The sequence below is a fragment of the Pseudomonas sp. Marseille-Q8238 genome (assembly GCF_965111915.1).
The window spans coordinates 2,588,081-2,600,881 of record NZ_CBCOPI010000001.1 but is presented as its reverse complement, the minus strand read 5'-3'; the positions used below and the strand labels follow the sequence as shown (position 1 = coordinate 2,600,881).

12 protein-coding genes are annotated in these 12,801 nt (G+C 61.3%); 7 read left to right on the top strand and 5 right to left on the bottom strand.

Annotated features, from left to right (window positions below):
- The first annotated feature begins 20 nt into the window (after positions 1-20).
- From ACWPW0_RS12060 to ACWPW0_RS12045, 4 genes are all read left to right on the top strand, one after another.
- Positions 21-1,043 carry an NAD(P)H-dependent glycerol-3-phosphate dehydrogenase gene (locus ACWPW0_RS12060; protein ID WP_447591470.1) on the top strand — a complete coding sequence of 341 codons (1,023 nt, stop codon included), beginning with the start codon at positions 21-23 and terminating at the stop codon, positions 1,041-1,043.
- Positions 1,044-1,066: 23 nt separating this feature from the next.
- A complete protein-coding gene (locus ACWPW0_RS12055) occupies positions 1,067-1,414 on the top strand; it encodes a DUF4389 domain-containing protein (protein WP_447591472.1) in 348 nt (115 codons plus the stop codon).
- Complete coding sequence (gene sixA / locus ACWPW0_RS12050) at positions 1,411-1,869, top strand: phosphohistidine phosphatase SixA (RefSeq protein WP_447591473.1); 459 nt, start codon at positions 1,411-1,413, stop codon at positions 1,867-1,869. Before ACWPW0_RS12055 ends, sixA begins: the two co-directional genes overlap by 4 nt.
- Before the next feature lie 117 nt (positions 1,870-1,986).
- Positions 1,987-3,639, top strand: a complete 1,653-nt coding sequence (locus ACWPW0_RS12045) for an AMP-binding protein (protein WP_447591475.1) — start codon at positions 1,987-1,989, stop codon at positions 3,637-3,639.
- 91 nt (positions 3,640-3,730) lie between these two features.
- Here ACWPW0_RS12045 and ACWPW0_RS12040 read toward each other — a convergent pair whose 3' ends face one another.
- Positions 3,731-4,171 (bottom strand): thioesterase family protein, encoded by a 441-nt coding sequence (locus tag ACWPW0_RS12040; RefSeq protein ID WP_447591477.1) that lies wholly within the window; start codon positions 4,169-4,171, stop codon positions 3,731-3,733.
- 183 nt (positions 4,172-4,354) lie between these two features.
- Here ACWPW0_RS12040 and pyrF point away from each other — a divergent pair, with 183 nt between their 5' ends.
- A complete protein-coding gene (gene pyrF, locus ACWPW0_RS12035) occupies positions 4,355-5,050 on the top strand; it encodes an orotidine-5'-phosphate decarboxylase (RefSeq protein WP_454255453.1) in 696 nt (231 codons plus the stop codon).
- Positions 5,051-5,192: 142 nt separating this feature from the next.
- Positions 5,193-5,954, top strand: coding sequence for an SDR family oxidoreductase (locus ACWPW0_RS12030; protein ID WP_447591481.1), 762 nt, complete (start codon positions 5,193-5,195; stop codon positions 5,952-5,954).
- A gap of 46 nt (positions 5,955-6,000) precedes the next feature.
- Here the strand turns inward: ACWPW0_RS12030 and ACWPW0_RS12025 are convergent, their stop codons facing one another.
- Positions 6,001-6,891 (bottom strand): universal stress protein, encoded by an 891-nt coding sequence (locus ACWPW0_RS12025; RefSeq protein ID WP_454255452.1) that lies wholly within the window; start codon positions 6,889-6,891, stop codon positions 6,001-6,003.
- A 21-nt stretch (positions 6,892-6,912) separates the two neighbouring features.
- On the bottom strand, positions 6,913-9,642 hold the full coding sequence (locus ACWPW0_RS12020) for a cation-transporting P-type ATPase (RefSeq protein WP_454255451.1): 2,730 nt from the start codon (positions 9,640-9,642) through the stop codon (positions 6,913-6,915).
- Positions 9,643-9,885: 243 nt separating this feature from the next.
- Between ACWPW0_RS12020 and ACWPW0_RS12015 the strand changes: the two genes are divergently transcribed.
- A complete protein-coding gene (locus tag ACWPW0_RS12015; protein ID WP_454255450.1) occupies positions 9,886-10,791 on the top strand; it encodes a bile acid:sodium symporter family protein in 906 nt (301 codons plus the stop codon).
- An 85-nt stretch (positions 10,792-10,876) separates the two neighbouring features.
- Here ACWPW0_RS12015 and ACWPW0_RS12010 read toward each other — a convergent pair whose 3' ends face one another.
- Together ACWPW0_RS12010 and ACWPW0_RS12005 are read right to left on the bottom strand one after the other, a co-directional pair.
- On the bottom strand, positions 10,877-12,067 hold the full coding sequence (locus ACWPW0_RS12010; protein ID WP_447591488.1) for a benzoate/H(+) symporter BenE family transporter: 1,191 nt from the start codon (positions 12,065-12,067) through the stop codon (positions 10,877-10,879).
- 8 nt (positions 12,068-12,075) lie between these two features.
- Positions 12,076-12,678: a LysE family translocator gene (locus ACWPW0_RS12005; RefSeq protein WP_454255449.1), complete on the bottom strand. Its 603-nt coding sequence runs from the start codon at positions 12,676-12,678 to the stop codon at positions 12,076-12,078.
- Between the last annotated feature and the right edge of the window lie 123 nt (positions 12,679-12,801).

Sequence of the window (12,801 nt, the reverse complement as noted above, 5' to 3'; positions counted from 1 at the left end):
TGGCTTCGTATGGATACATCATGACCGAGCAACAACCTGTCGCGGTTTTAGGGGGGGGCAGTTTCGGCACTGCCATTGCCAATCTGCTGGCGAACAATGGCCAATCCGTTCGCCAATGGATGCGCGATCCGGAGCAGGCCGCCTTCATGCGCAGCGAGCGCGAAAATCCGCGTTATCTGAAAGGAGTCAAGTTACATGAGGGCGTGGAGCCGGTAACTGACCTGTCGGCTACGTTACAAGCCTGTGAGTTGATCTTCGTTGCACTGCCGTCTTCAGCTCTACGCCAGGCGTTGCAGCCGGTGGCTGGGCTGCTGGTCGACAAGTTGCTGGTGAGCACCACCAAAGGCATCGAGTCGCAAAGCTTCAAGCTGATGAGCCAGATTCTTGAGGAAGTGGCTCCCAATGCGCGCATCGGCGTGATATCGGGGCCGAATCTTGCGCGTGAAATTGCCGAGCAGGCCCTGACCGCCACTGTTGTTGCCAGTGAGCATGAAGTGCTTTGCTCGCGTGTCCAGGCGGCATTGCATGGACGGACTTTCCGTGTGTACGCCAGTCGTGACCGCTTCGGCGTGGAACTGGGGGGCGCGTTGAAAAATGTTTACGCCATTATCGCTGGTATGGCGGTCGCATTAGGTATGGGCGAAAACACCAAGAGCATGCTGATCACGCGCGCATTGGCAGAAATGACGCGTTTCGCGGTCAAACTGGGAGCGAATCCGATGACGTTTCTCGGGCTGGCCGGCGTTGGTGACTTGATCGTCACCTGTTCATCGCCGAAAAGCCGCAATTATCAGGTCGGTTTCGCCTTGGGTGAGGGGCTGAGCCTTGAAGATGCCGTGGCGCGCCTGGGTGAGGTGGCCGAAGGGGTCAATACCATCAAGGTGCTGAAGAGCAAGGCAGAAGAATTGCAGGTCTACATGCCATTGGTGGCGGGTCTGCACGCGATCCTTTTCGAAGGGCGCACCTTGTCGCAGGTGATCGAGGCGCTGATGCGCGGTGAGCCGAAAACCGATGTCGATTTTATTTCCACCAGTGATTTTTGATGCATTGAACCTAGGAGAAACTCATGAGCGAGCCAAGCAAGGAAATCGAGCGTGAATCCATTGTGCTGCGCATTCTCTGGATGGTGGTCTTTACCATTATCTGGCAACTGGCCGAGATCGTGCTGGGGTGCGTCGTGCTGCTTCAGTTGGGTTATCGGTTGTTCTACAGCGCCCCGAACGCCGGCCTGCAGTCATTCGGCGACAGCCTGAGCCAGTACCTGCGGCAGATCGGTCGCTTCGGTACATTCAACACCGAGGAAAAGCCCTGGCCGTTTTCTGATTGGCCGACGCCTGTCGCCCCGGAAAACAACGCGCCGCACTCGATTCCTCCAGCACCCCATCCCGTAAGAGACGAAGAACCCAAGCTATGAAACTGTGGCTTTTGCGTCATGGCGAAGCTGCGCCTCGTGCGCGCAGCGACGCTGAACGGCCGCTGACCGACTATGGCCGTGCTCAGGTGCTGCAGAGCGCCGAGCGCCTGCGCAATAGGCCGCTGACGAGGGTACTGGTCAGTCCTTATCTGCGGGCGCAGCAGACCGCTGAATTGCTGCGCGAGACGTTGCAGCTCACGGTCCCGTTCAGCACGGTGGACTGGATTACGCCGGATGATGACCCGCGACGGGTCATGCGCCAGCTCGATGATTACCCGGCCGATGAATACGTGTTGGTCAGCCACAACCCGTTGCTGGGAGCGCTTGCAGGCTTGCTCGTGCATGGCCACCTGCAACTGCCGATGAGTTTGCACACTGCCAGCTTGGTCGAGCTCGATGGTGAGCTGCCAATGGCGGGCGCCATGCGTCTCGCTGGATTGCACCACGCGTATTGACCATCCGTTTCCAACTGAAACATTTCTCTGCTTGCACGGCCTCTATGTCCATGGAATATTCAACCAAGCAAGTGCTTGGTTGCTCCCTGTGTACAAGAAAAATAACAAGGAGGCCTCGTGGCCAGTGCAATTCGTTTACCGCTCGAAGTGTTCTTCGAGCGTGAGTCGCGTCATCCGAACAAGACCTACCTGGTTCAGCCTCTGGGCAATGGGCAGGTCGAGGAACTGACCTGGGCCGATGTCGGCGAGCAGGCCCGGCGTACTGCCAGTTGGCTGCGCAGTCAGGAACTTCCGCCGGCCAGCCGTGTGGCAATCATTTCCAAGAATGCTGCGCACTGGATCATCACGGACCTCGCCATCTGGATGGCCGGGCATGTATCGGTTCCGCTGTACCCCAACCTGACCGGCGAAACGGTGCGCCAGGTGCTGGAGCATGCCGAGGTGCGCATTGCCTTCATCGGCAAGCTCGATGACTGGCCTTCAATGCAGAGCGGGATTCCCGAAGGGCTGACGACAGTGGCGATGCCATTGCACCCGGTCGGGACATTCGACAAGAGCTGGAGTGATGTCCAGGCCAGCTCGCCAATCCGCGATCTCCCCAGTCCACCGGCCGAGCAACTGGCGACCATCATCTACACCTCCGGAACTACCGGGATGCCGAAAGGCGTGATGCATACCTTCGCCAACTTCGGTTTCACGGCCAAGCACGCCACTGGGCTGTTTGCCGTCGACGAGACGGATCGGGTGCTGTCCTACCTGCCGCTGTGCCATGTCGCCGAACGCATGTTCGTCGAGCTCAATTCCCTGTATGGCGGGATGACCGTGTACTTCGCCGAGAGCCTCGATACCTTCGTCGAGGACCTCAAGCGTGCGCGCCCGACCGTCCTGTTTGGTGTGCCGCGCATCTGGACCAAGTTCCAGATGGGGGTGTACGCCAAGATGCCGGCCAAACGCCTCGATTTTCTCCTCGGTTTGCCGATTATCGGCAAGCTGGTCGGTCGCAAGGTGTTGAGTGGCCTTGGTCTCGACGCGGTGCGTTACGGCTTGTCCGGTGCTGCACCGGTGCCGGAAACCCTGCTCAACTGGTATCGCCGCCTGGGGCTCGAGCTGCAGGAGGTCTATGGCATGACCGAGAACTGCGGTTATTCCCATGTCTGTCGGCCGGGAGCGTTCAAACTGGGCTGGATCGGCCAGAACAACCCAGGCGTGGAAGTGCGCATCAGTGAGGAGGGCGAAGTGCTGGTACGCAGCGGGGCGACCATGCTGGGCTACTACAAAGAGCCGGAAAAAACCGCAGAAACCATGACCGAAGATGGCTTCCTGCGCACCGGTGACAAGGGCGAGCAGGATGCCAACGGTAATCTTCGCCTGACCGGTCGCATCAAGGAGATCTTCAAGACCAGCAAGGGCAAGTACGTGGCCCCGGCGCCCATCGAGAACAAGCTGGCGGTGCATACCCACATCGAGCAGGTCTGCGTGGTGGGTGATGGCCTGCCGCAACCCCTGGCACTGTGCGTGCTCTCGGAAACCGGTCGCTCGGCGCCGCGTGAGGAACTGAACGGTAGCCTCAAGCGCCTGCTCGACGATATCAACAAGGAGCTCGACAAGCATGAGCGCCTGCACGGGCTGGTCATGGTGCCGGAGGTCTGGGCCGTGGATAACGGTTTCCTGACACCGACTCTGAAGATCAAGCGCAGCGTGGTGGAAACCACCTACAGCAAGCACTTCGAGCGCTGGGGCGAGCGGGCAGGCGAGGTGGTCTGGCCGTAATCAGATCGTACCGGCCTAGCTCAGGCCGGTAGCTCAGGCTTGCTCGCTACATTCCTTTCTCTTGACGGCTGCGTGCACTGGCTGTGCGCAGTCAGTCCAGCCAGTTCACCTGCGGAAACAGCGCACGGAAGCCCTCTGGCATCTGAGTGACCTTGCCGTTGCGATAGTCGAAGAAAACGAACCCGGATTTGGCCAGGGCGATCAACGTGTCGTCGGCAGGGCGAGTGATGCGGAAGATGATGTCGCCACCATAGCGATTGAAATCCATCACACCAACTTCGAACAGCAACTGATCGCGGGCATGGGACTCGGCGCGGTACATGGTGGCGAGGTCAGTCACGATGATGCCATCGGCCTCTGCCGTTTCACGAATACCGAAATCGAACAGAAAGCGCGCCCGCGCCTCGGAAATCATTGAGATCATCGAGTCGTTGCTCAGGTGATTGCTCGCATTGATATCGGTGCTGCGTACAGTCATGTGTGTGCTGTAGCAGAATGTTTGCGTTGAAAAGTCGAGGGTTAGACGGGCCATTACTGCTGCCTGGGCGTGTTAAAAGGCGGCAGTTTAACCGCCGGCAGGGCGATTGGGCTGAGTGAGCAGGCATGCGTGACCGAGAAAGTAGAGCCGCCCAAGCCATTTCCTGCCCACGGCAGTCTGACGGCGGCAGCGGGTTTCGCTACAATGTGCCGCGTTTTCGACCTCTGTGAGCCCGCCATGTCCTGCCAGACCCCGATCATCGTCGCCCTCGATTTTCCTTCTCGTGATGCTGCCCTGGCGCTGGCTGATCAGCTCGATCCCGCACTGTGTCGGGTCAAGGTGGGCAAGGAACTGTTCACCAGTTGCGCCGCGGAGATCGTCGGCACCTTGCGTGAGCGCGGTTTCGAGGTGTTTCTCGACCTGAAATTCCACGACATCCCCAATACCACGGCCATGGCGGTCAAGGCGGCGGCTGAGATGGGCGTGTGGATGGTCAATGTGCACTGTTCGGGCGGTTTGCGCATGATGGCGGCTTGCCGGGAAACCCTGGATCGCTTTAATGGCCCCAAACCGTTGCTGATCGGCGTTACGGTGCTGACCAGCATGGAGCGTGAAGACCTCGCAGGAATAGGCCTGGATATCGAGCCCCAGGAACAGGTCCTGCGCTTGGCCGGCCTTGCCGAGCGTGCCGGTATGGATGGCCTGGTCTGCTCGGCACAGGAAGCTACTGCGCTGAAGGCTGCTCATCCGGCCCTGCAATTGGTCACTCCCGGCATCCGTCCGGCGGGCAGTGCGCAGGATGACCAGCGCCGTATCCTGACACCTGCTCAGGCTCTGCAGGCCGGCTCCGATTACCTGGTAATCGGTCGCCCCATCAGCCAGGCCGCCAATCCTGCTGAAGCGCTAGCACGGATCGTTGCTGAACTGGCTTAATCCATATCAATGATAAAGCGCCGTAGGCCTTTATCATCTGTGTGGATAAATCCCTAGACGCCTTACTGATAGTGCTGCTCGCCGTGAGTGGCGCTGACTAGACTCAGCGCACTTAATTTTCCACTCCCGCGAGGATGCACGCATGAGCACGACTTTTTCCGGCAAAGTAGTTCTGGTTACTGGCGGCGCCGCCGGCATTGGTCGTGCCACGGCACAGGCTTTTGCCGCAGAAGGGCTGCAGGTCGTGGTGTCGGATCTGGATGTCGCGGGTGGCGAAGCCACTGTGCAACTGATTCGCGATGCTGGCGGTGAGGCGACATTCGTCCGTTGCGACGTTGCTAGCGAAGCCGATGTGAAAGTCCTGATGGAGCGTACCCTGGCGGCCTATGGTCGTCTCGACTATGCGTTCAACAACGCAGGCATCGAGATCGAGAAGGGCAAGCTGGCCGAAGGCAGCGAGGCCGAGTTCGACGCCATCATGGGCGTCAACGTGAAAGGCGTTTGGTTGTGCATGAAGCACCAGATCCCGCTGATCCTGGCGCAGGGCGGCGGTGCCATCGTCAATACCGCCTCGGTAGCCGGCCTTGGCGCCGCGCCGAAAATGAGCATCTACAGCGCGTCCAAGCATGCTGTCATCGGCCTGACCAAGTCAGCTGCCATCGAATATGCGAAGAAGAAACTGCGGGTGAATGCGGTGTGCCCGGCGGTGATCGATACCGATATGTTCCGCCGCGCCTATGAAGCAGACCCGAAGAAGGGTGAGTTCGCGGCAGCCATGCACCCGGTCGGGCGTATCGGCAAGGTCGATGAAATCGCCGCGGCGGTTCTCTACCTGTGCAGCGACAATGCCGCGTTCACCACCGGTCATGCATTGGCCGTAGACGGTGGCGTCACGGCTATCTAAGGCATTTGCGGGCTGCGATTCACGGCCCGCAAACTTGCTGCTCGTCTCAACGTGCCGCCGCGGCCTTTCTCACGATCAGGGTATCGCAGGATAGCCAGTCGAGCAGGCGGGTCGCCGAACTGCCCAGCAGCATATCGAGCAGCGCACCCTTGCCTTGAGCGCCGATGATGGCGAGGTCGATGCCGCGATTGCGCACATAGCGGGCGAGGCTGCGCTCCAGAGGGCCCGGCTCGATGACCACGCGCAGTCGTTGGCGGACCTGCTCAGGCAGGTGACAGCTGGCGATGAACTCGGCGCAGGCTCCCTCCTCGATACGCTTTGCCTGCAGTTCGGCGCTGTCCTGGGCGGCAACTCCCGGCATGGGCTGGCTCAGCGCGTGATAAATCACCAGTTCACGCAGGGGAAAGAGGCGCGCGGCTGTCTGCAGCGCCTCGCGCGAGGAGTCGGAAAAGTCGCAGGCCACGACGATACGCAAGTAGCTGCCCCGTGGCCGGTTACGCACGACCAGCAGTGGCTGCGGCAGGCTGCGTGCCAGGCGCTCGACCGTCGAACCGAGGACGAATCGCCCCAGTGGCTCATCGCGGGCCATTCCAGTCACTACCAGCTCGCTACCCGTATCTGCCGCGATATCCTTGACCTGTTGCGCGGCGTCGCCCTGGGCGATGCGCAGGCTGACGGCACCGGTGAAGCCGGTCAGGTCTTCTTGCAGCTTCTGCTGGGCGATGAACTCCAGCTCCTTGAGACCTGCACCGTCGGACCAGGTGAGAATCTGGTCGGGTGCCTGAGCGGCTTCCAGAACGTTGAGGGCCACCAGTTCGGCCTGCCACTCATTGGCCAATTGGGTGCTGCGGTCCAGGGCTCTGTCGCAGCGGGCACTGAGGTCTGTGGACAGCATCAGGCGCTTGGGTGTGCTGCTTGTCTCGGGCTGTGCAGGCATGGAATGTTCTCCTTGAGTTGATTAGGCATAAGCCAGGCGATCCGCCATACTGGTACGGCGAATCAGTAATTTCTCGAGTTCAGCGAGGCCGAAGACCAACAGGCCGGCTCCCAGTACCTTGAGCCAGTCGAGCAGGCCCAGGCCGGTCGAGCCGAAAATGCCCTGCATGACCGGCGTGTAGGTAAAGGCGAGTTGCAGTGGAATGCAGACGGCAATGGCCAGCAGGACGTAACGGTTGCCGGTGAGCCCGGCGCGGTTGAGCACAGGTGCAAAGATGTAGCGGCTGTTCAGCAGGTAGAACATTTCTGCCACCACCACGGCGTTGACAGCCATGGTCCGGGCCAGCTCGACATCCGTACCGGCATGCAGCTCCCAGTAGAACAGCCCGAAGGCACCGACCATCATCAGGCAAGACACCATCAAGATGCGCCAGATGAAAAAGCCCGAGAGCAATGCACTGCCCGGTGGGCGCGGGCTGCGGTGCATGATTTTCCCTTCGGCGGGTTCGAAGGCCAGGGCCAGGCCCAGGGTGCTGGAGGTGACCATGTTGATCCACAACACCTGAACCGGGGTGAGGGGCAGAGTCAGTTCAAGCAGGATGGCGGCGATCACCACCAATGCTTCGCCGCCATTGGTTGGCAGCATGAACAGGATGAATTTTTTCAGGTTGTCGTATACCGCACGCCCTTCGCGCACGGCCCTGGCAATGGTGGCGAAGTTGTCGTCGGCCAGAACCATGTCGGCGGCTTCCTTGGCCGCCTCAGTGCCTTTCAGGCCCATGGCCACCCCGACATCGGCCCGTTTTAGCGCTGGGGCGTCATTGACCCCGTCGCCGGTCATCGCCACCACCTGGCCGTCGTCCTGCAGTGCCTGGACCAAGCGCAACTTGTGCTCTGGGCTGGCCCGCGCGAAGACGTCGACCTCCATGACCACGCGCCGCAGGGCGCCCTCGTCCATCATCGCCACCTCCGCACCGGTGACGGCAGGCTTGCCCACGCCGATGGCCAGTTGTGCTCCGATGGAGCGGGCCGTTTCGGCATGGTCGCCGGTGATCATCTTGACCCGGATACCGGCCCGGTGACATTCGCTCACCGCAGCGATGGCCTCCGCGCGTGGCGGGTCGATGATGCCAACCAGGGCGAGCAGGGTGAAGTCCTGCATGTCGTCCACGCTCAACACTTCACCCGCCGGTGCGCAGCGTTTGTAGGCTAGGGCGAGCAGGCGCAGGCCCTGGGCGGCGATATCGGTGGCCATGCGTCGCCAGTAATCGGTATCCAGGGCTTCCTCACCTTCTTGCCCGAACTGCCAGATGCACATGTCGATGATCCGTTCCGGAGCGCCCTTGACGAATATCCATGACTCATCTTCGGCATCACGGTGGTAGCTGGCCATGAAACGGTGCTGGGACTCGAAGGGAATGCTGTCCAGGCGCGGCCAGCTCAGGCGCTGCCAGTCCATACCGCCTGGCGTCTTGCCCGCAAGAACCAGCAAGGCACCCTCGGTGGGATCGCCGACGACCTGCCACAGGCCATTGTCCTGGCGCAGGTCGGCGTCGTTGCAATGGCTCCCTGCACGCAGGGCCAGCGCCAGGGCAGGGTGGTCCTGCAGATCGACAGCCTGGCCGTCGAGGCTGATATCGCCCTGCGGCGCATAGCCGACGCCGCTGACATCGAAGGCGTATCCAGCGCAGAGAATGCGCTGCACGGTCATTTCATTACGGGTGAGGGTGCCGGTCTTGTCGGAGCAGATCACGGTTACCGAGCCAAGCGTTTCCACGGCGGGCAGGCGGCGAATGATGGCGCTGTGCTTGGCCATGCGCTGGACGCCGAGCGCCAGGGTGACGGTCATGATCGCCGGCAGGCCTTCGGGAATGGCCGAAGCGACCAGGGCCACCACCATCATGAACATGTCTGCCGGCGGGTGGCCGCGCCACAAGGTACCCAGGATGAAGGTGAGGGCGGCGATCCCCAGGATGGCGAAGGCCAGCAGGCGGCCAAAACGATCGATCTGGCGCAGCAGCGGGGTGGCCAGGCCCTGGATGCCGGAGAGCATGTGATTGATCTTGCCCAGCTCGGTCGCGGCGCCCGTGCCGACCACGATGCCACTGGCCTGACCGTAGACCACCAGGGTGCCGGAGTAGGCCATGCCATAGCGATCGCCCAACGGTGCATCGACGGCCATCGCTTCCGGGCTTTTCTCCACCGCCAGCGATTCACCGGTCAACGCGGATTCATCGACGCGCAGTTCCTTGACCGCGATCAGGCGCAGGTCGGCCGGTACCCGGTCGCCAGAAGCGAGCAGGACCCGGTCACCAGGTACCAGGTCCGCCGCATCGATTTCCTGTCGGTTGCCATTGCGGATGACCGTGGCGTGGGTCGACAGCATGGCGCGGATGGCATCGAGAGCGGCCTCGGCCTTGCCCTCCTGAATGAAGCCGATGACGGCGTTGATCATCACCGCAGCCAGGAGCACCCCGGTATCGACCCAGTGGCCGAGCAGTGCGGTGATCAGTGCCGCTCCCATCATCACGTAGAGCAGGATGTTGTGAAATTGCAGCAGCAGACGCAGTAGCGGACCTTTGCGTCGGGGTGGGGCCAGCCGGTTGGCACCGTATTGTTCGAGGCGCTGCTGGGCTACGGCTTCATCGAGACCACTAGGGCCACTCTGCAGTTTTTGCTGGGTCTCGTCGGCGGAAAACGTGTGCCATTGCTGTGCGGGATTAGGCGGTGGTGCGTGCGTGTGTTCGGTCATCCGTGCGCTTCCGTCATGGGATATCTATCGGCGGACAGCAGTGGCTGCCTGGCACGATAGTGATCGGATCGGCATCGGCAAACCCTTGATGCAGGACAAGGTAGGCCGGAATGACGAGCAGCTGCAGCGGCATAATTTTTTCATTCTGTTACAGCCAAGCAAACGCTTGGTATAGATTTCACTTACAAAAAGCCGGCTACTGATGAAGAATCGGCATACACATCCGCTCGGAGAACAAAAAGAATGACCGCAAGTCCCTTGCTGACCGCTTTCCTACCCATCGCGCTAGGCATCATCATGCTTGGCCTTGGCCTGTCGCTGACCCTCGCGGATTTCGCCCGAGTCGCCAGATTTCCCAAGCCGGTGCTCATCGGCCTGGCCTGCCAGATCATTCTCCTGCCGTTTCTGTGCTTCCTGATTGCCAAGGGTTTCGGTCTGGCGCCAGCCCTGGCTGTCGGCCTCATGCTGCTCGCGGCATCGCCAGGCGGCACCTCGGCCAACCTCTACAGTCACCTGGCCCATGGTGATGTGGCGCTGAACATCACTCTGACGGCGGTGAACTCGGTGATCGCCGTGCTGACGATGCCTTTCATCGTCAACCTGTCACTGCATTACTTCATGACTGCCGATCAGGCATTGCCGCTGCAGTTCACCAAGGTCGTGCAGGTGTTCGCCATCGTCCTTGGGCCGGTGGTCATCGGTATGTTCCTGCGCAGCCGCTTCCCGAACTTTGCTGCACGCATGGACAAACCGGTGAAGATCGGCTCGGCGCTGTTCCTGGTGCTGGTGGTCGTGCTGGCTTTCGTCAAGGATTGGCAGACCGTTGTCGAGTACGCCCCGGTAGTCGGTGCGGCGGCGCTGGTCTTCAACGTGGTCAGCCTGGGTGTGGGGTATCTCGTACCGCGCCTGCTCAAGTTGCCGCTGCGTCAGGCTGTGGCGATCGGCATGGAAATCGGTATCCACAATGGCACCCTGGCGATTGCGCTGGCGCTCAGCCCGATGCTGCTGAACAACCCGACCATGGGTATTCCGGCCGCCATCTACAGCTTCATCATGTTCTTCACGGCGGCGGCATTCGGCTGGTGGGTCAATTTCGCCCACGGCAAGGAGCTGGCGGCTGAAGCTGAGAAGGCGAACACCGCCGCATAAACGCGTGCTTCACAGCAAAGCCCGGCAAGGCGAATGAGCAGCGAGTAGCTGCCGCTCGACCTGTCGGGCTTTGTCGTATCCGGGGTCAGGGCTTGCGGCTGTTGAGAATCAACAGGGTCAGGCCGCCGGCTATCAGCCCCCAGAAGGCTGAACCGATGCCTAACAGCGTCATGCCCGAAGCGGTGACCATGAAGGTGATCAACGCGGCATCACGCTCGCCTGGGTTCTGCATCGCCTGGGCCAGGCCGTTGCCGATGGAGCCCAGCAGGGCGAGGGCGGCAATCGACAGCACCAGCGCTGTCGGCAGGGCGGCGAAAAGGGCGGCGAGCGTCGCGGCAAAGACGCCAGCGATACAGTTGAACACCCCACACCAGATTGCGGCGGTATAACGCTTGCGCGGGTCCTCGTGGGCTTCCTTGCCGGTGCAGATGGCTGCACTGATGGCGGCAAGGTTGATCCCGTGGGAGCCGAGTGGCGCCAGGAACAGCGACGCGATCCCCGTGGTGGAGATCAGCGGCGAGGGTGGCACCTGGTAGCCATCGGCACGCAGCACGGCGATGCCAGGGATGTTCTGCGAAGCCATGGCGACCACGAACAGCGGCAGGCCGATGCTGATCGCGGCACTGAGAGAAAAGCTCGGTGTGGTCCACACCGGCATGGCCACCTGCAACTGGAAATGGCTGAAGTCGAGCAGACCCAGCAATCCTGCCAGGACACTGCCCACCAGCAAGGCGGCGAGGATGGCATAGCGGGGTAGCAGGCGCTTGGCGATCAGGAAGGTGAAGAACATCGCCAACACCAGCGCGGTACTGTGTTGGGCCGCGACAAAGATTTCACTGCCGATACGGAACAGGATGCCAGCCAGCAGGGCGGCAGCCAGAGAAGCAGGCAAGTGGCGCATGACCCGCTCGAAGGCGCCGGATAAGCCGATCAGGCTGAGCAGGACGGCGCAGACCACGAATGCGCCGATCGCTTCGGGATAGGTGACACCGGGTAGGCTGGTGATCAGCAGGGCGGCGCCGGGCGTCGACCAGGCGACCACGATGGGCGAGCGGTAGCGCAGCGACAGGCCGATGGTGCACAGCCCCATGCCGATCGACAGCGCCCACAGCCAGGAGGCGATCTGCTCGCTGCTAAGCCCTGCCGCCTGGCCGGCCTGGAACATCAATACCAGCGAGCTGGTATAGCCGGTGAGCATAGCGACGAAGCCGGCAGCCACGGCCGAGGGTGAGGAATCGGCTAAGGGGCGCAACGGCGCGGTTTCTACGGATTTCATGAAGCTTCCTAAGCGTCGAACAGGATGGGGTAGAGCGAGAGCACCAGCAGTAGGGCCATACCGGAATTGAAGGCGCGCAGCACGGCGGGGCGTTCGAGCCAGTGGCGCAGCAAGCTGCCGGCAATGGTCCACAAGCCGACGCTGGGGCCGTTCACCAGGGCAAAGAGTGCGGCGATAAACAGCACATTGAGCAGGAAGCCGTCTTGGGGCGTGTAGGTGGTGATGGCGCCGATGGCCATGATCCAGGCCTTGGGATTGACCCACTGAAATGCCGCCGCCTGGAGGAAGGTAAAGGGCTTGCCATGTTCCTGACTGCTGGCGTTCGGCGCCGAGGCTCCAGAGATTTTCCAGGCCAGGTAGAGCAGGTAGGCCGCGCCGGCGTAGCGCAGGATGCTGTAGAGCGGTGGGTACTGTTCGAACAGCTGACCCAGGCCGAATCCCACGGCCATTACCAGCACCATGAAACCCAGGCTGATGCCCAGCATATGTGGCAGGCTACGTCGTACCCCGAAGTTCACCCCCGAGGCGAGCAGCATCATGTTGTTGGGCCCGGGTGTTACCGAGGTGACAAAGGCAAAGGCGATAAAGGCGATCAGTAGTTCGGTGGTCATGGTTGCTCTCCGCAGGACAGCAGCCTAGGGCTTGTAACCAGATGCGTCGCTATACAGCCAGATGGACAATCATCGGTACAGTTCTTCTCGTCACGTATTGAGTCGACAACTGTTCCTTTTTAA